Here is a 21,627-nt window from a genome sequence, read left to right as displayed (position 1 = left end):
AGTCTCGCGAAATCAGGCGGCAGCGCGCAGTGGACGAGCCACGGCCACGCCATCGGTGTCGAACAGATGGCAGTGCGCCGGGTCCAGGTGCAGGTGCAGGGTTTCGCCGTATTGGCTGGCCATGTCGCCACGAATCCGCATGGTCAGCGGCTCGCCGTTGGCGGTGATGACGTGGCAGAAGGTGTCGCTGCCCAGGCGCTCGCCGACGTCGGCGGTGACGGTCAGGGTGGTTTGCCCAGGCGCGGCAATTTCCAGGTGCTCGGGGCGAATCCCCAGGGTCACCGCGCTGCCCACGCTCAAGCTGGCACCGCTCAATGGCAGGCTGATCAGGGTGCCGGCGTCCAATTGCACGTCGCAGCCCTGGCTTTCAATACGGGTGACTTTACCCTTGAGGAAGCCCATTTTCGGCGTGCCCAGAAAGCCCGCCACAAACAGGTTGGCCGGCTGGTGGTACAGCTCCAGCGGCGAGCCGACCTGCTCGATACGGCCGCTGTTGAGTACCACCACCTTGTCGGCCAGGGTCATGGCCTCGACCTGGTCGTGGGTCACGTAAATCATGGTGGCTTGCAGCTCTTTATGCAGGCGCGCCAGTTCCAGGCGCATCTGCACGCGCAGGGCGGCGTCGAGGTTGGACAGCGGTTCGTCGAACAGGAAAATCTTTGGGTTACGCACGATCGCACGGCCGATTGCCACGCGCTGACGCTGGCCGCCGGAAAGCTGCTTGGGCTTGCGCTCCAGCAACGGGCCGAGTTCGAGGATGCGCGCCGCTTCGCTGACTTTGCTCTCCACCAGCTTCTTGTCGACGCCGGCCAGGTCCAGGGCAAACGACATGTTCTTGCGCACGCTCATGTGCGGGTACAGCGCGTAGGTCTGGAACACCATGGCCAAGTCACGCTTGGCGGGGGTGACTTCGGTGATATCGCGGCCATCGAGTTCGATGGTGCCTTCGGTGACTTCCTCAAGGCCCGCGATCAAACGCAGCAGGGTGGATTTACCGCAGCCCGACGGGCCGACGAACACCACAAATTCCTTGTCGTTCACTTCCAGGTCAATGCCCTTGATGATCGAGAAACCTTCGAAGCCTTTTTGCAAATTCTTGATTTTCAGGTTGGCCATGATGGGCCTCCGCTTGGAATTATTATTTAACTGCGCCGAAGGACAAGCCACGCACCAGCTGTTTTTGGCTGATCCAGCCAAAGATCAGGATCGGCGCACAGGCGAGGGTCGAAACGGCGGACAATTTGGCCCAGAACAAACCTTCGGGGCTGGAGTAAGAGGCGATCAGCGCTGTCAACGGCGCGGCATTCGAGGAGGTCAGGTTCAGCGACCAGAACGCCTCGTTCCAGCACAGGATCAGCGACAGCAGCACGGTAGAGGCCAGGCCGCCCTTGGCGATCGGCAGCAGCACGCGGACCATTTCCTGCCACAGGGTGGCGCCGTCCAGGCGCGCGGCTTCGAGGATGTCCTTGGGGATGTCCTTGAAGTAGGTGTACACCATCCACACCACAATCGGCAGGTTGATCAGGGTGTAGATGATGATCAGCGCAATGCGCGTATCCAGCAGGCCAAGGCTCTTGGCCAGCAGGTAGATCGGCATCAAAACGCCCACTGGCGGCAGCATTTTGGTGGACAGCATCCACAGCAAGGTGCCCTTGGTGCGTTTGGTTTCATAGAACGCCATGGAGTAGGCGGCCGGCACCGAGATCAGCAGGCACAGGGCGGTGGCGCTGAACGAGATCACCACCGAGTTCCAGGCGTAGGCGAAGTAGTTGCTGCGCTCGTTGATGTGCAGGTAGTTCTCCAGCGTCGGCGTGAAGATGAACTGCGGCGGCGTGGCGAACGCGTCGATTTCGGTCTTGAAGCTGGTCAGCACCATCCAGAAGATCGGGAAGAAAATCAGGATTGCGATGGCCCAGGCCAACGTGCCGAGCAGCAGGCTTTGCAGGCGGCGGGATTGTTGAAGCGTCATGGCGCGGCCCTCAAGGCTTGTCAGTCAGGTTTTTGCCGATCATCCGCACCAGGATGATCGCCGCGATATTGGCGATGACCACGGCAATCAAGCCGCCGGCCGAGGCCATGCCCACGTCGAACTGCACCAGCGCCTGGTTGTAGATCAGGTAGGCGAGGTTGGTCGAGGCGTAGCCGGGGCCACCGTTGGTGGTGGTGAAGATTTCGGCGAAGACCGAGAGCAAAAAGATCGTTTCGATCATCACCACCACGGCAATCGGGCGGGCCAGGTGGGGCAGGGTCAGGTGCCAGAAGATCGCGATGGCGCCGGCACCGTCCAGGCGCGCGGCTTCTTTTTGTTCCTGGTCGAGGGACTGCATGGCGGTCATCAGCAGCAGGATGGCGAAGGGCAGCCACTGCCACGACACAATGATGATGATCGACAGCAATGGGTAGTGCGCCAGCCAGTCCACGGGTTCGGCGCCGAACAGCTTCCACACGGCGGCGAGAATCCCCGACACCGGGTGGAAAATCAGGTTCTTCCAGATCAGCGCACCGACGGTGGGCATGATGAAGAACGGCGAAATCAGCATCACCCGCACGATGCCGCGGCCCAGGAACTCACTGGCCTCCAGCAACGCGCTGATCAACACGCCGAACACCACGCTGATCAGCAACACGCTGCCCACCAGTAACAGGGTGTTGGTGGCGCCAGGCAGGAAGCCCGAGTCGGTGATGAAGTAGGTGAAGTTTTCCAACCCCACGAATTGGTTTTCGCCAGGGTAGAGCAGGTTGTAGCGGATCAGCGAAAAGTACAGGGTCATGCCCAGTGGCACGATCATCCACAGCAGCAGCATGGCCACCGAGGGGCTGACAAGGAACCAGCCGGGGTTGGCCAGGCGGTTTTTGGGTGTTGTATTCATTAGGATCAAGACCAGTCGGGGGCATGCAAAACTAGAATCGGAGCGCGCTCAATGTGGGAGCTGGCTTGCCTGCGATGGCATCACATCGGTCTGGCTGACAGACCGAGTCGCCCGCATCGCAGGCAAGCCAGCTCCCACACAAAGCATTTATCGCGGTGATGCTGAGTTATTTGGGATAACCCGCCCGCTTCATCTCACGCTCGGTGGTGGTCTGCGCGGCGGTCAAGGCTTGGTCCACCGTTTGCTGACCGGTCAGCGCGCCCGAGAAGAACTTGCCGACCTGGGTACCAATCGCCTGGAATTCAGGAATGGTCACCAACTGGATACCGATATACGGCACCGGCTTGAGCGTCGGTTTGGTCGGGTCAGCGACTTTCAGCGATTCGAGGGTCACCTTGGCAAACGGTGCGGCTTTGAGGTATTCGTCGCTGTAGGTCGATTTGCGCGTGCCAGGCGGTACGTTGGCGATGCCGTCGGTCTTGGCTACCAGTTCGCCGTATTCCTTGGACGTTGCCCAGGTGGTGAACACCTTGGCGGCATCCTTGGCTTTGGAACTGGTCGGGATGGCCAGGCTCCAGGAGTACAGCCACGAGGTGCCCTTGTCGGTCTTCTCGTGCGGCGCGAAGGTGAAGCCGACACTGTCGGCGACTTTGCTCTGAGACTTGTCGGTGACGAACGAACCGGCCACGCTGGCGTCCACCCAGACCGCGCACTTGCCACTGTTGAACAGCGCGAGGTTCTCGTTGAAACCGTTGCTGGAAGCACCCGGCGGGCCGGATTTCTTCATGTTGTCGACGTAGAAGTTCAACGCGTCCTTCCATTCAGGGCCGTTGAATTCCGGTTGCCATTTTTCATCGAACCAGCGCGCGCCGTAGCCGTTGGCCAGGGTGGTGATCAGCGCCATGTTCTCACCCCAACCGGCTTTGCCACGCAGGCACAGGCCGTATTGCTCTTTGCTCTTGTCGGTGAGTTTGGCGGCGAATTCACCGATCTGAGTCCAGGTCGGGTGCTCGGGCATGCTCAGCCCGGCGCCCTTGAACAGGTCGGTGCGATAGTAGGTGATCGAGCTTTCGGCGTAGAACGGCAGGGCATACAACGAGCCTTTGACCGACAAGCCGTCACGCACCGAAGGGAACACGTCGTCGAGGTCGTAGGACGCCGGCAGGTCTTTCATCGGCTCCAGCCAACCCTTGGCGCCCCACAGTGCAGCTTCGTACATGCCGATAGTCAACACGTCAAACTGGCCGCCCTGGGTGGCGATGTCGGTGGTCAGGCGTTGGCGCAGTACGTTTTCTTCAAGCACCACCCAGTTCAGCTTGATGTCCGGGTGCTCGGTCTCGAAGGTTTTCGAGAGCTTCTGCATGCGGATCATGTCGCTGTTGTTGACGGTGGCAATGGTCAGGGTTTGCGCGCCAAAGCTGACGGCGCTGAGGGTCATGCAGGTGGTCATGCAGGTGGAGACAAGCAGTGCTTTTGCTGTGAACTTCATCGCGCACTCCATTTCCGTGCCCAGAGGGCTACAGAATGACAGTTATTGTTGTTGTGTCTTCCCACAAGGTGTCAGGAAGAGTGTGCGTTGATTACAGCCTTGAAATGGGCGTGTGACAAATCCTTGGGCACACTTGAGCTGATACTTTTTTGCACTCGGCAATCGATTGCATGAAACCTTTCAGCAACGCCCGGCCTGGTCAGCCGCTGAACCACCAGGGGCTTGAACCGGGTGATTCAACGGCTTGGCATAAGTGGGGACTGGCGCGTTGAGGTCTACTAGGCCGGTGTGGCAGGTGTAAATGTCTTCCACTCATGATCGTGCGGGCGACGTGGGTTCGGGAATTTCTCCAGAATCCAGTACCTGTCTTTCATGACTTCAAATTGAGTGACGGTGCCCACAGGCGCTTTGACGGGCACGTTCAAGCGTTTTGAGAGTTCTTCCGAAAAGCCGGTGCTGCCTGATTTGCAACTGATCATCCTGATATGGGTAGCCCCGGTCTTTTTCAGCATGGGGGCAATCAATTTTGCAAATGCTTCAGGCGAGTGGGACGCTGCGCCTTTCAGATCGCTTTTGAATGTAGCGCCGCCTTTATCACCATGCCCGATGATGTTTAGTCTGATTTCCGTGCTGCCCACTGTCCGGTCCAGAAAGTACTCATACTGACCGTCTTCCGAGGTCGTAAAAGCAATGCTGTTTTTCAGTTTGTCAGCCTCGGGCAACGCCTTGAAGGCTTTATATTCACCCATGTTATGCAGTTCTTTTGAGGTGTCTTGAACCTCTGCAGTGCCCGCAATTGTTCGGGTCTTTGACGGTCCGAAGCGCTTGGGACGGTAGTCGACTGACACCTCTTCATAGATTGGATTTTGAATCGTTCCCCAGTTTACTTTTACTTTTTTACCACTCTTCTTTTCCACATGGTTAAAAATATCAATGTCTCTTAATTGGTTGTTCAGCGCTATCTCTGCCAGTTCTTTCCTGGCGGCTTCAGAAAATTCTGGACGCTGGGTTCTGAGTTTTTCAAGGGCTGTTTTGTATATATCTTCCGGGTCCACGCCTACACCAGATATATACCCTACGTCGACTGTGCCTTCATATCCCTTTACCGGGACGCCAGTGAGCGAGTGCAGTTGTGCCGCCAGAGAGTTGTCACCCCCTTTGGCGGAGTAGCACACCAGCAAGCGAACTTCCGGGTAATCTCGAATATTAATGCCCCGCCCAAAGAGTTCATTATCGAGTTTTTCAGCCGTATAGACTTGTTCACCTTCAGCGACAATCACCGCTGATTGCTCTCCCTCAGGCTTAGCGGCATGACCAATGATATTCAGCCGCTTCACTTCCTGGCCTTTACGATTGTAAGTGTCTACGTTGGTTTGGATTTCCCCGTCCACAGGTATGATCCTTTCCAGCGGCCCCCCCATCCGAAAGCGCTGTAGGGGCGGGGTGAGCGGTACTGCTTCATCTACCATCACGCTGGCGCCGGTTGCCGGGCTTGTCGACGTAACGGAAGAGGGCTCCGACAATGAGCGTGCCTTGAAGTGGATAAACAACGTTGCCAGGTTGACCAGCAGATCGGTCAGGGCTGCTTGTTTCTTTTGTGCGTCATCGTCGAGCAGGATGCCCAAGTCGCTGATAATGCCTTGAGCCTGCATCATCAAGCCGAGTATGGCGCCGGGGCCGCGCAGCACAGGCAGCACTGAATTGAGCAGCAGGAAACCACCCTCCTTGAGGGATGCCCACCGGCTTTGAGCGTCTGTTGTTGATTGGTGCTCAGCCAGGGTGATCAAGTTCCGGGCATTGGCCTCGTACAGATGCTCCAGCAATTTTCCCTCCTGTAACGTTTGCTGCAGTCGGGTATCGATGGCCAGAGGGTGGGCCTTGTTAAGGGGAACGGACCCCAGGTTCAAACCGAATATCACCAGGTTGGGATGCTTGAAACCGTCGCCGCTGTAGAGTTTTCGAGTGTTTTCATCCGGGAGCCAGGCGAGGATGTCATTTTGCAGCTTGCCTTTGTTCTGTATGGCTTCCAGCAGTGCCTGGCGGGTTGGAAATTGCAGCAGCGGAGCATCGCTGATCAGCGGCCTATACAGAATATGCGGGCCGGTCGTAGTGTCTTTGGGTTCGATCAGATAGGCACCTTCCACCCCATCGGGCTTTCCATTGGCTTGATTATCAAACGCCAGCGGTCGGATGACGATTTCCTTGCCATCAACGACCCTGGGGCCAAGGCCAGGCTTGAACACTTCCTGGATGTACCTGAAACCTGTTGCGTTGAAACCGGACGCTCCCTTGATGCTCAGTTCCAGGGCTTTGAACTGTAGTTCGAGCGGCACTTGCTGAGCGAAAAGTGACTGGCGCTGCGCTTTTTCGCTGGGGTCGTCGAGCAATTGTTTTTTGAGCAAATCCGTATAGGTTTTGCCAATATCGAGCTCGTCAACTAGCTGCTTGAGCACACCTTCTTTTTCCAGTGTGGGCACTCTGACTTTTATTTCTGCACCGTTCTCATCTTTGAGCCCTGTCTTGAAAAAGACTTCTATCTGGCCATTAGGCAGCCCCGATAAGTTATTGAGGAGCATGTCCGTCAGGCTCATGGTTTGCCGGTCAATGAAGCCGGAGTTCAGCGTTCCATAAGGCACTTTGAAGACCACCTCAAGGTTGGCGGCCGCGTGCGCCGTCAGCTTTTGGTTTTCGGGCAGGCTGTCAAATCGATGCTGCGCAAAACTGCGAATGTCCTCAATGCCGCTGTTGTAGCTGCGGCCTTGGTTAGTTTGGTGAGTGCTTGCCAATCCCAGGCTGAGTTCATGCATGACAAAACGTTCGGCTTCGCCGGCTTTGCTCATCCAGTCGGGCAGAGGGATGGTCTCCTTCGTCGAGTCGTCTGTGCCTGAGGGCGTTGAAGGCGCAGACAAACTGTCGCCCAGGTGCTGATCGATGATGATGTCGGCCTGGGCGCTGAACATATTGCCGGTCAGCCTGTCATTCAGAGCACCCAAGCCGTTGAGTTCATCCCAGCTCTTAAACGGGGTGATTTTCCCGCTGGGCTCCACTAATAGAAGAATGTCGCGATTTATGTTCGCCAAGTAGCGATGAATCACCATCTTTGGCGCTGTACCGACCAGGCTATAGACGGTGGCCCCTGATGAGTTGGGGTCAGTTGGGGCGGGGCGTGTGGCTTCTTCGGGATGTCTTGCGACCATGTCTATGGTCTTGCGCTGCTCATCATCCAGGCCGGGTTGTTTCAGACTGGCCAGTTGCAAGTTGCTTCGCAGAATTCGACTAACTAATGCCCTGTGGCTGCCGGTAAAGGCAGCACCCGCATCAGTGCCTCCAGCGAAGGCCGGCTTATCCCAATATTCACCCATGGCCGTTTCGTAGTAGTGGTTCAGTCGAGCCGGCAATGCATTTATGATACTGCTCAACGCTGACAAATCCAGATCGAGCGGGGTGTCGGCAGAGTTGCCCGTCCGTGCCAATAGATCAGGACGTGTGTCAAAAGCCCTATCGGTGCCTGTGAAGCGCGGGGCCTCCCCACCCGTCAAGTAGTCGAAGACACGTGCCATTAATTGTGTTCGCTTGAATGCACCAGGGGTGTCCGGATCGGGCGTTTCAATAGAGATCTGGTTGACGTCGACGTCCAGTGCGGGGGCCGCGTCCTTTATCCTATCGCTTAGCGCGCGCGCGACCACCGAGTAAACATTGGGCTCACCGGCAAACTGACGGCGCGCAATGGCGGCCACCGGCTCAGTGGTGGCGGTTGGCGTTTGCACCGGCGTTGTGGCCGGTTGGGCAGGGTTTGGCGGCGCGAGCTGAGGAATGCCAGCTTGACCCTGCTGGGGAGGAAATTTCCCCGGCTCCCGAACCATCTGAAGTGCGAGGTCCTGCTCTGCTTCGTCCTGCATTTGCCTGGCGTGCCGGTATTCGTGTCGGCGGGGGCGTGGTGCGTTGGCGTCAGGAGAAAACACGGAGGGGAACCTCATGTTCTCCTGCAATTGACGGATATCCGCGAGCGTCGCGGCTTTTGTATTGGGAACCTGCACGCCGTAAAAATTACCGACAGCACGCGTAGTGGCGCTGTGTTCGTCTACGTATACAAACGACTTGTTGTCAGGGCTCAGTTTGCGGGCAGCGATCAAAACGTCGACAGTGGCTTGCTCAAAGCCTGTTTCGTAATTGGAAAAGGTCCTGCGCTTGCCGTTAACGGTGCAATCCAGCCAGCCGCTGGGCGTCACTTTCAGGTTTGAAAGATCAATGTGGTTATTTTTTGCAAACGTGGCAAACGGCTCGCTCTTGAGTGTGTGAGTAAGCTGTGCCCAGAGTTGTCCGAACGTGGAGTTGGCGGGAATAGCAGAGACTACCCCGGAGGCGATGGGCTGCTGGCGGCCTGTGCTATTTGAATTGACCTGTTCCATCAAGGCGGTGGCGAATTTTCCGGCCAGGTCGGCGTCCGCCTGGCGTACCAAGGTCTGGGCGGCTTTTTGTACTTCCAGGGAGATTACGTCAGCCGATGTGCTGCGCCGTATCCGCGCTTTATTCGGTTGCCCCTCAACGGGCGCAGGGGATGGGCTTGGGGGGTGGGCAGCAACGGTCAGGGGTGAGTGCGTCAGGTAACTTCTCATGGGGCATTCCGATTTGGCGACGTTGGGTGAGCAAGCAGTCAGGCTGCGGGCTGGTAGCTTGTTGGTCGCGAGAAGGAATGTGTTCCGCCCCTTGTATTGCGGGATTTAAACGAGACGGGCGGGAGGCGTATCTCAGCAAATGGCCCATTAAGGCCTGCTGCCCTCGAATTGAAGTGCTAAGCGCCTATCGGCGTCAGGTTCTGATCCGTGAGCCGTTGCACCGCCAGACGTCGGTAATGGGACGGCGTCATGCCCTTGAGCTGCTGAAAACGCCGGTTGAAGTTGGAAATATTGTTAAAACCCGACTCAAAGCACACATCCGTCACGGCTTTGTCGCCATCGGCCAGCAGCTCGCAAGATTTGCTGATGCGTAGCCGGTTAACAAACTCTATAAACGTGCGCCCAGTGGCTTGTTTAAACACCCGTGAGAAATACGTCGGCTTCATCCCCAGGTACTGCGCCACTTCCTCCAGCGACAATTCGCGGGCGTAGTGGGCAAAGATATAGTCCACCGCGCGGTTGGTGCGATCGATGCTGTGCTCGTCGGCCACTTGCGGTGTCGTCCCGCCGGACAGCAGTTGGTAATCCTCACAGGCGCTCAACACCTCCAGCAGAATAAAGAAGTGCCCCAGGCGCGCTATACCTTGGGCGTCTTCGATGCGCTGCATCAAGGTCATGGCTTGGGCGATGGTTTTTTTGCAACGGAACTCGATGCCGTACTGCGCCCGTTCCAGCATCGGCGCCAGCGTCTTGAGTTCGGCAAACACGGGGCTGCCCTGTTCAAACAGTTCGTCGGTGAAATTCACCAGCATGTCGCGCTTGGGCACCACCTCGTCTTCCTCCACCTGGCTGATCCAGTTGTGGGGCAGGTTGGGGCCGGTAAGGAATAGGCTTTCGGGGTAGAAGTTACCGATGTAGTCGCCGATAAACACTTTGCCCGAGCTGGCGACGATCAGGTGCAGCTCGTATTCCTTGTGGAAGTGCCAGCGCACCAACGGGCAGGGGAAACCATGCTGGCGATAGATGATGGACAGACCGTTGTGATCGTCCATCAACTCGTAGGAAGGGTCGGTAATGCGCATTGCTCGGGTCATGCTGCCGTCGCTTTATTGTGGTTGCTGCACAGGATAATGCCCCCTTGCGCGCAACCTCGCTAGCGTCATCCTTTATACGCTGCGGTTTTTTGCCTCGATCCACTGCGACATGTACTGGGTACTTTTATGCGCATGGTGACGCAGCATGCTGCCGGTGAAGTTGTCCCGGCGATGGGCGGCGAGGCGGCTGCGGCAGTGTTCCAGGCAAGCCACCAGGGCGGGGCCATGCAGGCTCTGGTCGTAGCGCCGAGCCAGCAATCGGCGGCCGTCTTCCTGGGCCTGGGTCCAACGCTCGCGGTCTTGATACAGCGCCACGGCGGCAGCGGCCAGGGCCTCGGCACTTTGCTCGATGGTACCGGGCCATGGCTGATCGTCGCCCATGGCCTCGGCGCCAATCGGCGTGGTGATGTTTGGCGTGCCGCAGAGCATGGCATCCATCAGTTTGCCCTTGATGCCGGCGCCGAAACGCAGTGGCGCCAGGCAGATACGGGCCGCGGCCATGACCTGCAGCGCATCTTCAGCCCAATTCATCACGTGAAAACCCTGCGCCGGGTTGTGCAGGGCGGTGGCCTTGGGGGGCGTGTAGGCACCGTAGATATGCAGCTGTGCGCCCGGCAGTTGCTGGCGGATCAACGGCCACAAACTGCTCTTCATCCACAGCACCGCATCCCAATTGGGCGCGTGGCGGAAATTGCCGATGCTCAGGAAGTGCGCGCGGTCTTCAAACGGCGCAAAGGCTTCAACCGGTGGTTCCAGCATCAATGGGCACCAGTGGAGCAGGGCGGCCGGCACCTTGAATTGTTCGGTGAGCAGGCGGATTTCCACATCGGAAATCATCAGGCTGATATCACAGCGGTAAATGGCGGCGATCTCGCGCTTGGCGAGGTCGGTGTCGGCCATCCACTGGAACGCTTCCTGCAGGGCCGGCTTGAACAGTGCGCTGAAGTCGTCACTGTCGGGGTGAGCCTTGAGGTGGGCCTTGAAACGCTGATGGCGCGCATCGCGCAGGCTTTGCAAATCGGAGGTTTCAAGCACGCGCAGGGCATCGGGGCAGCATTGCTCCACACGCCAGCCGAACTGCTCTTCCATCATAAAACGGTCGAACAACACGATATCCGGGGCTAACGCGCGGATAAAATCGTCGAAGCTGCTGTTGTTGAGCTCGATGGCGCACTCGGCGATGCCCAGGGCAGGCAAGTCGGCCTTGTGTTCACCAATAGTCGCCGGGCTGCTGAAGGTAATGTCCCAACCCTGGTCCAGGAAGCTCTGCAGAATCTGCATCATATGCCCGCCGGCGGCTGAGGAGCGGGGCTCCGGCCAGACATAACCTATGACCAGGACTTTGGTGGCGGGCTGATTCATCTAAAGCAGATCCTTGAAGGGCGGGCAAAAAACGCGCAATTAAACCACACCTGCGGGGCATGACAATTTGTGTCCGGTGGTAGGTAGTCACTGCACTTTGTGGTTAACTTCGGCCTCTCGAATTCGTTTAACCAAAACCCAGCATAAGGATTCCGTTCATGGCTCAAGTCACCCTTCGTGGTAACCCTGTCCAGGTTGAAGGCGAATTGCCGAAAACCGGTTCCACCGCTCCAGAATTCAATCTTGTCGCCGTCGACCTGTCAGAGGCGACCCTGGAAACGTTCGCCGGCAAGCGCAAAGTGCTGAACATCTTCCCAAGCGTCGACACCCCGACCTGTGCCACTTCGGTACGCAAATTCAACGCCCAGGCCAACGACGTGAGCAACACCGTTGTACTGTGCATCTCCTCTGACCTGCCGTTTGCCCAGAAGCGCTTCTGCGGCACCGAAGGCCTGGACAACGTGCTGAGCCTGTCGGACTTTCGCAACGCCGACTTCGCCGTAGACTACGGCGTATCCCTGGCCGATGGCCCGCTGCAAGGCCTGACCGCCCGTGCCGTGGTGGTACTGGACGAAAACAACAACGTGCTGCACAGCGAACTGGTGCCTGAAATCGGCCAAGAGCCAAACTACGAAGCAGCCCTGGCTGTTTTGAAGTAACTGTTTCGGCGCATTACTGTCATTTTGCAGTAGCACGCTTGATGCAAGATTGCGGCCTGGCCTAGTCCAGGCCGTTTTTATTTGCGGCTCAAACGCTTAGCGAAATAGCCAACGGACTAAGCTCAGAAGTTAAAAGTTGTAATCCAAGGTAAATAGCCGGTAAAGGCGCTTTTCTTAATGCGCCCCAGTGCTTATCTTTCAGCCTCCCAAAGAAGAAGCTCTCGCGCCCAATGGTTGATCACTCCATGCAATCCTCCCCCCGCAATTCCCGCCGCTGGCTGTTCGGCCTGCTCGTGCTGTTGGTTATCGCCGGCCTGTGCTGGAAATTCTGGCCCGCAGGCCATACAGATGCCAGCGCGCAGAAACCGGCCGGGCATACCGGCAAGACGGGGATGGCGCGCCCAGGTTTCGGGGGTTCCACCGGCCCGATCCCGGTGCGCGTGGCGCCAGCGGTACTGGGCGAGTTCCCGGTGTACTACAAGGCCTTGGGCACGGTGACCGCGCTCAACACCATTAATGTACGCAGCCGGGTGGGCGGTGAGCTGGTCAAGATCGCGTTTGAAGAGGGTCAGATGGTCAAGGCAGGCGACCTGCTCGCGGAGATCGACCCGCGTAGCTACCAGAACGCCTTGCTCCAGGCCCAAGGCACGCTCTTGCAGAACCAGGCCCAACTGAAAAACGCCCAGGTTGACGTGCAACGTTACCGTGACCTGTATGCCCAGGACAGTATCGCCAAACAGACCCTGGACACCGCCGAAGCCCTGGTCATGCAGTACCGAGGCACGGTCAAGACCAACCAGGGCGCGGTAGACGACGCCAAGCTTAACCTCGAATTCACCAAGATCCGCGCGCCGATCAGCGGCCGCGTCGGCCTGCGTCAGGTTGACGTCGGCAACCTGGTGGCGGCCAATGACACCACCTTTCTGGCGGTGATCACCCAGACCCAGCCGATCAGCGTGGTCTTCACCCTGCCGGAAAACACCCTCGACACTGTGCTCACCCGTTACCACGCCGGCAACAAGCTGCCCGTGGAAGCCTGGGACCGTGGCGATGTGAAGCAGCAGGCGCTCGGCGTGCTGCAGAGCCTGGACAACCAGATCGACGTGACCACCGGCACGCTCAAATTCAAGGGCCGTTTCGATAACAAGGACCAGGCGCTGTTCCCCAACCAGTTCGTCAATGTGCACCTGCTGGCCGACACCTTGCACAACGTGGTGCTGGCACCGTCCGCCGCGATCCAGTTCGGCAACAGCGGCACCTTCGTCTACAAGCTCGATGGCGACAAGAAGGTCAAGATGCAACCCTTGGTGGTCGGCGATACCGACGGCGACAACACCGTCATCAAGGAAGGCCTGGTGGCCGGTGATCGCGTGGTGCTGGAAGGCACCGACCGCCTCAAGGACGGCAGCGACATTGAAGTGGTCAACGCCAGCAGCGAAGTGCCGACCACGCCGACCGAACACCTGCAAGGCAAGCCTGCGGCAAAAGGGGAGACCGGCGCTAACGCCGGCAAGGCGCAAAAGGTCGGTTCATGAACCTGTCGCGACTGTTTATCCTTCGCCCGGTTGCCACCACGCTGAGCATGCTGGCCATTGTCCTGGCCGGCATCATTTCTTACCGTTTGTTGCCAGTCTCGGCCTTGCCCCAGGTGGATTACCCGACGATCCGGGTGATGACCCTGTACCCCGGCGCCAGCCCGGACGTGATGACCAGCGCGGTCACTGCGCCGCTGGAGCGTCAGTTCGGGCAAATGCCCGGCCTCACCCAGATGGCGTCCACCAGTTCGGGCGGCGCCTCGGTGCTGACCCTGCGCTTTAACCTCGACATCAATATGGATGTCGCCGAGCAACAGGTGCAGGCCGCGATCAACGCCGCGACCAACCTGTTGCCCAAGGATTTGCCGGCGCCGCCGGTGTACAACAAGGTCAACCCGGCAGACACCCCGGTGCTGACCCTGGCAATTACCTCCAAGACCATGCTGCTGCCCAAGCTCAACGACTTGGTTGACACGCGCATGGCGCAAAAAATTGCACAGATCAGCGGCGTAGGCATGGTCAGCATCGCCGGTGGCCAGCGCCAGGCCGTGCGCATCAAGGTCAACCCCGAGGCCCTGGCGGCCAACGGCTTGAACCTGTCGGACGTGCGCACCCTGATCGCCGCCTCCAACGTCAACCAGCCCAAGGGTAACTTTGACGGCCCCACACGGGTATCGATGCTCGATGCCAACGACCAGTTGGTCTCGCCCGAGCAATACGCCGAACTCATATTGGCCTACAACAACGGCGCGCCGCTGCGCCTTAAAGACGTGGCGCAGATCGTCGACGGCGCCGAAAACGAGCGCCTCGCTGCCTGGGCCAATGAAAACCAGGCGGTGCTGCTCAATATCCAGCGCCAGCCCGGCGCCAACGTGATCGAGGTGGTGGACCGTATCAAGGCGCTGCTGCCGAGCATCACCGATAACCTGCCCGCGGGCCTGGATGTGACGGTGCTTACCGACCGTACCCAGACCATCCGCGCCTCGGTGAAGGACGTACAGCACGAATTGCTGATCGCCATTGCCCTGGTGGTGATGGTCACGTTCCTGTTCCTGCGCCGGGTCAGCGCCACGATCATTCCGTCGATCGCCGTGCCGCTGTCGCTGGTGGGCACCTTTGGCGTGATGTACCTGGCGGGCTTCTCCATCAACAACCTGACGCTGATGGCACTGACCATCGCCACCGGGTTTGTGGTGGACGATGCCATCGTGATGCTGGAGAACATCTCGCGCTACATCGAGGAAGGCGAGACGCCCATGGCGGCTGCGCTCAAGGGCGCCAAGCAAATCGGGTTCACCCTGATTTCCCTGACCCTGTCGCTGATCGCGGTACTGATTCCGCTTCTGTTCATGGCCGATGTGGTCGGGCGGCTGTTCCGCGAATTTGCCATCACCCTGGCGGTGGCGATCCTGATTTCCCTGGTGGTGTCACTGACCCTGACGCCGATGATGTGCGCGCGCCTGCTCAAGCGCGAACCCAAGGAAGCAGAACAAGGCCGTTTCTACAAGGCCAGCGGCGCCTGGATCGATTGGTTGATCGAAGCCTACGGGCGCAAATTGCAGTGGGTGCTCAAGCACCAGCCGTTGACCCTGCTGGTGGCCATCGCCACCCTGGGCCTTACCGTGGTGCTGTACCTGGTGGTGCCCAAGGGCTTTTTCCCGGTGCAGGACACCGGCGTGATCCAGGGCATATCGGAAGCACCGCAGTCGATTTCGTTTGCCGCCATGAGCCAGCGCCAGCAGGAGTTGGCCAAGGTGATCCTGGCCGACCCATCGGTCGAAAGCCTGTCGTCCTACATTGGTGTGGATGGTGATAACGCCACCCTCAACAGCGGCCGTTTGCTGATCAACCTCAAGGCCCACGGCCAGCGCGACGTGAGCGCGGCCCAGGTCATCACGCGCCTGCAACCGCAGATCGACAAGCTGGTGGGCATTCGCCTGTTCATGCAGCCGGTGCAGGACCTGACCATTGAAGACCGCGTGAGCCGTACCCAGTACCAGTTCAGCATGTCCTCGCCGGACGCCGACCTGCTGGCGCTGTGGAGCGACAAACTGGTGCACGCCTTGCGCCAGTTGCCGGAACTCACCGATGTAGCCAGCGACCTGCAGGACAAGGGTCTGCAAGTGTTTCTGGTGATTGACCGTGATGCGGCCTCGCGCCTGGGCGTGAGTGTGTCGACCATCACCGATGCGCTGTACGACGCCTTCGGTCAGCGGCAGATTTCCACCATCTACACCCAGGCCAGCCAGTACCGCGTGGTATTGCAGGCGCAATCGGGTGAAACCCTGGGGCCGGCGGCGCTCAACCAGATTTATGTGAAAACCACCGACGGCGGCCAGGTGCGGCTGTCGAGCCTGGCGCATGTGGAGCAGCGTCAGGCACAACTGGCAATTGCGCATATCGGCCAGTTCCCGGCGGTGATGATGTCGTTCAACCTGGCGCCTGGCGTCGCGCTGGGCAAAGGCGTGGAGCTGATCAACCAGACCCAGAAGGACATCGGCATGCCGGTGGGCGTGCAGACCCAGTTCCAGGGCGCGGCCCAGGCGTTCGAAGCCTCGCTGTCGAGCACTTTGCTGCTGATCCTGGCGGCGGTGGTGACCATGTACATCGTGCTCGGCGTGTTGTATGAGAGTTACATTCACCCGATCACGATTCTCTCCACGTTGCCATCCGCCGCAGTCGGCGCCTTGCTCGCGTTGCTGCTCAGTGGCAATGACCTGGGCATGATCGCGATCATCGGCATTATCCTGCTGATCGGTATCGTCAAAAAGAACGCGATAATGATGATCGACTTTGCCCTCGACGCCGAACGCAACCAGGGTCTGGACCCGCAAACGGCAATTTATCAGGCGGCGTTGCTGCGTTTTCGGCCGATTTTGATGACCACCCTGGCCGCCTTGTTTGGTGCGGTGCCATTGATGCTGGCCACGGGTTCCGGCGCGGAGTTGCGCCAACCGCTGGGCCTGGTGATGGTCGGCGGCCTGCTGGTGAGCCAGGTGCTGACGCTGTTCACTACGCCGGTGATCTACCTGTATTTCGACCGCCTGGGCCGTCGCTGGCGCAAAGAGCCACAAAGCCTGGAGCCGGCTGAGTCATGAACCTGTCCGGACCTTTCATTCGCCGGCCAGTAGCCACCATGCTGCTGAGCCTGGCGATTATGTTGCTCGGTGGCGTGAGCTTCAACTTGCTGCCGGTGTCGCCGTTGCCGCAGATCGACTTCCCGGTGATCGTGGTGTCGGCCAGTTTGCCCGGCGCCAGCCCCGAGGTCATGGCGTCTACCGTGGCGACGCCGCTGGAACGCTCATTCGGCGCGATTGCCGGCATCACCACCATGAGCAGTTCGTCGAGCCAGGGCTCTACGCGGGTGATTCTGGCATTCGACTCCGACCGTGATATCAACGGTGCGGCGCGGGAAGTGCAGGCGGCCATCAATGCATCGCGCAACCTGCTGCCCAGTGGCATGCGCAGCATGCCGACCTACAAGAAGATCAACCCGTCCCAGGCACCGATCATGGTGTTGTCACTGACCTCCGACGTGTTGCAAAAGGGCGAACTGTACGACCTGGCCTCCACCATTCTTTCGCAAAGCCTGTCCCAGGTGCCGGGGGTAGGCGAAGTGCAGATCGGTGGCAGCTCCTTGCCGGCAGTGCGCATCGAGTTGGAACCCAAGGCCCTGGACCAATATGGCGTGGCCCTGGACGATGTGCGCAATACCATCGCCAATGCCAACCAGCGGCGGCCCAAGGGCTCCCTGGAAGACAGCGAGCGTAACTGGCAGATCCAGGCCAATGACCAGCTGGAAAAGGCCAAGGACTACGAGCCGCTGCTGATCCGCTACCAGAACGGCGCGGCCTTGCGCCTGGGGGATGTCGCCAAGATCAGCGATGGCGTGGAAGACCGCTACAACAGCGGCTTCTTCAACAATGATTCGGCGGTGCTGCTGGTCATCAACCGCCAGTCCGGCGCCAACATTATCGAGACCGTCCGGCAGATCAAGGCCCAGTTGCCGGCGTTGCAGGCGGTGCTGCCGTCCAGCGTCAAGCTCAACCTGGCCATGGACCGTTCGCCGGTGATCACCGCGACCCTGCATGAAGCCGAGATGACCCTGCTGATTGCCGTGGCCCTGGTGGTGCTGGTGGTGTACCTGTTCCTGGGTAACTTCCGCGCTTCGTTGATCCCGACCCTGGCGGTGCCGGTGTCGCTGGTCGGCACCTTTGCGGTGATGTACCTGTTTGGTTTTTCGTTGAACAATTTTTCGCTGATGGCGTTGATCCTGGCCACCGGCCTGGTGGTGGACGACGCCATCGTGGTGCTGGAAAACATTTCCCGGCATATCGACGACGGCGTGCCGCCGATGAAGGCGGCGTACCTGGGCGCCCAGGAAGTGGGCTTTACCTTGCTGTCGATGAACGTGTCGTTGGTGGCGGTGTTCCTGTCCATCCTGTTTATGGGCGGCATCGTCACCAACCTGTTCCGTGAGTTTTCCATCACCTTGTCGGCGGCGATCATAGTGTCGCTGATCGTCTCGCTGACCTTGACCCCGATGCTCTGCGCGCGCTGGCTCAAACCGCACGTCAAAGGGCACATGACCGGTTTGCAGCGCTGGAGCCAGAAGGTCAACGACCGCATGGTTGCAGCCTACGCCACCAGCCTGGACTGGGTGCTGCGCCATCGCCGCCTGACCCTGCTGAGCCTGTTGATCACCGTGGGCGTGAACATCGCGCTGTACGTGGTGGTGCCGAAAACCTTCATGCCGCAGCAGGACACCGGGCAGTTGATCGGTTTTGTGCGCGGCGATGATGGGCTGTCGTTCAATGTGATGCAGCCAAAAATGGAAACCTTCCGCAAGGCGGTCCTCAAAGACCCGGCGGTGCTCAGCGTGGCCGGCTTTATCGGTGGCAACAATGGCACTAACAATGCGGTGATGCTGGTGCGCCTCAAGCCGATTGCCGAACGCAAGCTCTCGGCCCAGGCAGTGATCGAGCGTCTGCGCAAGGAAGTGCCGCTGGTGCCGGGCGGACGGCTGTTCCTGATGGCCGACCAGGACCTGCAATTTGGTGGCAGCCGTGACCAGACCAGCGCCCAATACTCCTACATCCTGCAAAGCGGCGACCTGGCTGCGTTGCGCTTGTGGTACCCGAAAGTGGTCGCTGCCATGCGCGAGCTACCGGAGCTGACCGCCATCGACGCCCGCGAAGGTCGCGGTGCGGCGCAGGTGACGCTGGTGGTCGACCGCGACCAGGCCAAGCGCCTGGGCATCGACATGAGCATGGTCACCTCGGTGTTGAACAACGCCTACAGTCAGCGGCAGATTTCTACTATCTATGACAGCCTCAACCAGTATCAGGTGGTGATGGAGGTCAACCCGAAATACGCCCAGGACCCGATCACCTTGAACCAGATGCAGGTGATCACCTCCACGGGCGCGCGGGTGCCGTTGTCGACCATTGCCCATTACGAAAACAGCCTGGCCGACGACCGTGTCAGCCATGAAGGCCAGTTTGCCTCGGAAAATATTGCCTTCGACATGTCGCCCGGCGTAACGGTGGAGCAGGGCACGGCCGCTATCGAGCGGGCGATTGCCAAGGTCGGTTTGCCCGAAGACGTGATCGCCAAGATGGCCGGCACCGCCGATGCGTTTGCGGCGACCCAGAAGGGCCAGCCGTTCATGATTCTTGGCGCGCTGGTGGCGGTGTACCTGGTGTTGGGCATTCTGTATGAAAGCTATATTCACCCGCTGACCATCCTGTCGACCTTGCCGTCGGCCGGTGTCGGCGCGCTGCTGTCGATCTACCTGCTGGGCGGTGAATTCAGCCTGATATCCTTGCTCGGTCTGTTCCTGCTGATCGGCGTGGTGAAGAAGAATGCGATCCTGATGATTGACCTGGCGCTGCAGCTGGAGCGCCACGATGGCATGAGCCCGTTGGAGTCGATCCGCAGCGCCTGCCTGTTGCGCCTGCGGCCGATTTTGATGACCACGCTCGCCGCCATCCTCGGCGCCTTGCCGTTGCTGCTCGGTTCCGGCGATGGCGCCGAAATGCGCCAGCCGCTGGGCCTGACCATTATCGGTGGGCTGGTGTTCAGCCAGATCCTGACTCTTTACACCACTCCGGTGGTTTACCTTTATCTTGACCGCGCGCGCCATCGCTTCAACGCCTGGCGTGGCGTGCGTACCGATGCTGCCTTGGATACTGCGCTATGACCGATTCAACGAATGCCCAGACACTGTGGCGAGGGAGCTTGCTCCCGCTGGGCTGCGCAGCGGCCCCAGATAGTCGACCTCGCCACGCCACACGTATCGGCAAGGGTGTGAAGGGGGTAACGATGCTGTTGTGCGGCGCCTTGCTCAGTGCCTGCGCCATCGGCCCGGATTACAAGCGCCCGGAGGTGGTCGAACCCGCGCAGTTCAAGGAAGCCCAGGGCTGGCGCCAGGCCAACCCAAGCGATTCCCTGGCCCGTGGCGCCTGGTGGGAGTTGTACGGTGACCGTCAACTTAACGAGCTGGTCACGCGCCTTAACAATTCCAACCAAACCGTGGCCCAGGCCGAAGCGCGCTTTCGCCAGGCCCAGGCCCAGGTGCGCAGCGCACGCGGGGCGTTTTTCCCAACGGTGGACTTCAGTGCCGGTAAAACCCGTGCCAGTCAGGGCACCGGCAGCAGTAACGCCAGCCTCAGCAGTTCCAGCAGTGGTATTCGTGACACGCTCAATACCCAGTTGGGCGTGAGTTGGGAGGCCGATGTGTGGGGCAAGTTGCGCCGTGGTCTTGAAGCGAATGAGGCGACGGCTGAGGCCAGTTCCGCGGATCTGGCGGCGATGCGTTTGAGCCAGCAGTCGGAGTTGGTGCAGGACTATCTGCAACTGCGCGTGATGGACGAGCAGACACGTTTGCTGCAGGCCACGCTGGAGACTTATCAGCGCTCCCTGAAGATGACTGAAAACCAGTACCGGGCGGGGGTTTCCGACAAAGCCGCGATTGCTCAGGCACAGACCCAACTGAAGACGACCCAGGCCAGTTTGATCGACTTGATCTGGCAGCGTGCGCAGTTGGAAAACGCCATCGCAGTGTTGATCGGCGAAGCGCCGGCCAACTTCAATCTGGCGGTGAGCAAAGACATACCTGCCTTGCCGCAGATTCCGCTGAGTGTGCCATCGCAATTGCTTGAGCGGCGCCCGGACATTGCGTCGGCGGAGCGCTCAGTGATTGCGGCCAACGCGAATATCGGTGTGGCCAAGGCGGCTTATTACCCGGACCTGACCTTGAGCCTGGCGGGCGGGTATTCCAGCAGCACCTATGCTGATTGGATCAGTTTGCCGAACCGGTTCTGGTCGGTGGGGCCCAAGCTTGCGATGACCTTGTTTGACGGTGGGCAGCGTTCGGCTGAGGTTGATCGTAGTGTGGCGTCTTATGACGAGACGGTGGCCAAGTACCGCCAGACCGTACTGGATGGTTTCCGCGAAGTGGAAAACTATATGGTGCAGTTGAAGGTGCTGGAAGATGAGGCGGTGGTCAGCAATGAAGCCCTGGAGGCCGCGCGCGAGTCCCTGCGCTTGACGCAGAATCAGTACAAGGCCGGGTTGATCGCCTACCTGGATGTGGTGACGGTGCAGGCCACTGCGTTGAGCAATGAGCGCACGGTCTTGACCCTGTTGCAGACGCGGTTGGTGGCAAGTGTGCAGTTGATTGCGGCGTTGGGTGGCGGCTGGGACGGGCAGACGTCTTTGGCTGAGAAGCAGTGACTGAGTAGCTATTAAAAACAACTCAAGCACCTTCCCAATCAAGGCTGGGCACTGTCACTGTGGCGAGGGAGCTTGCTCCCGCTGGGCTGCGCAGCAGCCCCATAACACTTGCGGGCGCTGCGCACCCGAGCGGGAGCAAGCTCCCTCGCCACAACAGCCCGCACTTGTTACTCCTCGGCACATCGCTGATCAAAATCCGCCCGCGCCTGTTCAATCGCCCACGGCCTGATTTTCAAGCAGATGATCCGGCTCAGCGGGCTGAAGC

At 59.5% G+C, this 21,627-nt stretch carries 12 protein-coding genes; 5 read left to right on the top strand and 7 right to left on the bottom strand.

The features are described from left to right. Window positions 1-12: 12 nt before the first annotated feature. The 7 genes from AB4P96_RS18390 to AB4P96_RS18360 all read right to left on the bottom strand — a co-directional run bounded on the left by AB4P96_RS18390 (window position 13) and on the right by AB4P96_RS18360 (window position 11,431). Window positions 13-1,116 carry an ABC transporter ATP-binding protein gene (locus AB4P96_RS18390; protein WP_138453615.1) on the bottom strand — a complete coding sequence of 368 codons (1,104 nt, stop codon included), beginning with the start codon at window positions 1,114-1,116 and terminating at the stop codon, window positions 13-15. Window positions 1,117-1,138: 22 nt separating this feature from the next. Beyond that, entirely contained in the window at window positions 1,139-1,969 is an 831-nt protein-coding gene (locus AB4P96_RS18385; RefSeq protein ID WP_056859282.1) for a carbohydrate ABC transporter permease, read from the bottom strand. Window positions 1,970-1,979: 10 nt separating this feature from the next. Then, window positions 1,980-2,870 (bottom strand): carbohydrate ABC transporter permease, encoded by an 891-nt coding sequence (locus AB4P96_RS18380; RefSeq protein ID WP_017135054.1) that lies wholly within the window; start codon window positions 2,868-2,870, stop codon window positions 1,980-1,982. Between the two features lie 166 nt (window positions 2,871-3,036). Then, window positions 3,037-4,320: an ABC transporter substrate-binding protein gene (locus AB4P96_RS18375; RefSeq protein WP_395600987.1), complete on the bottom strand. Its 1,284-nt coding sequence runs from the start codon at window positions 4,318-4,320 to the stop codon at window positions 3,037-3,039. A gap of 317 nt (window positions 4,321-4,637) precedes the next feature. Next, window positions 4,638-8,975, bottom strand: coding sequence for a dermonecrotic toxin domain-containing protein (locus AB4P96_RS18370; RefSeq protein WP_395599904.1), 4,338 nt, complete (start codon window positions 8,973-8,975; stop codon window positions 4,638-4,640). 176 nt (window positions 8,976-9,151) lie between these two features. Continuing rightward, window positions 9,152-10,069, bottom strand: a complete 918-nt coding sequence (locus AB4P96_RS18365; protein ID WP_099548264.1) for an AraC family transcriptional regulator — start codon at window positions 10,067-10,069, stop codon at window positions 9,152-9,154. Window positions 10,070-10,141: 72 nt separating this feature from the next. Further along, window positions 10,142-11,431, bottom strand: a complete 1,290-nt coding sequence (locus AB4P96_RS18360) for a glycosyltransferase (RefSeq protein ID WP_170038431.1) — start codon at window positions 11,429-11,431, stop codon at window positions 10,142-10,144. 158 nt (window positions 11,432-11,589) lie between these two features. Between AB4P96_RS18360 and tpx the strand changes: the two genes are divergently transcribed. The 5 genes from tpx (at window position 11,590) to AB4P96_RS18335 (ending at window position 21,362) form a co-directional block, all read left to right on the top strand. Then, a complete protein-coding gene (gene tpx / locus AB4P96_RS18355) occupies window positions 11,590-12,090 on the top strand; it encodes a thiol peroxidase (protein ID WP_017135058.1) in 501 nt (166 codons plus the stop codon). 230 nt (window positions 12,091-12,320) lie between these two features. Next, complete coding sequence (locus AB4P96_RS18350; RefSeq protein ID WP_395599903.1) at window positions 12,321-13,625, top strand: MdtA/MuxA family multidrug efflux RND transporter periplasmic adaptor subunit; 1,305 nt, start codon at window positions 12,321-12,323, stop codon at window positions 13,623-13,625. After that, window positions 13,622-16,723: an MdtB/MuxB family multidrug efflux RND transporter permease subunit gene (locus AB4P96_RS18345; RefSeq protein ID WP_395599902.1), complete on the top strand. Its 3,102-nt coding sequence runs from the start codon at window positions 13,622-13,624 to the stop codon at window positions 16,721-16,723. Before AB4P96_RS18350 ends, AB4P96_RS18345 begins: the two co-directional genes overlap by 4 nt. Continuing rightward, window positions 16,720-19,827 carry an efflux RND transporter permease subunit gene (locus AB4P96_RS18340; RefSeq protein ID WP_099548270.1) on the top strand — a complete coding sequence of 1,036 codons (3,108 nt, stop codon included), beginning with the start codon at window positions 16,720-16,722 and terminating at the stop codon, window positions 19,825-19,827. Before AB4P96_RS18345 ends, AB4P96_RS18340 begins: the two co-directional genes overlap by 4 nt. 122 nt (window positions 19,828-19,949) lie before the next feature. Then, on the top strand, window positions 19,950-21,362 hold the full coding sequence (locus tag AB4P96_RS18335; protein WP_050547726.1) for an efflux transporter outer membrane subunit: 1,413 nt from the start codon (window positions 19,950-19,952) through the stop codon (window positions 21,360-21,362). Window positions 21,363-21,627: the final 265 nt, after the last annotated feature.

This window comes from Pseudomonas sp. B19125 (assembly GCF_044218855.1).
Classification (GTDB): domain Bacteria; phylum Pseudomonadota; class Gammaproteobacteria; order Pseudomonadales; family Pseudomonadaceae; genus Aquipseudomonas; species Aquipseudomonas edaphica.
The sequence above is the reverse complement of the archived record's forward strand: the minus strand, read 5'-3'. Positions and strand labels throughout refer to the sequence as shown.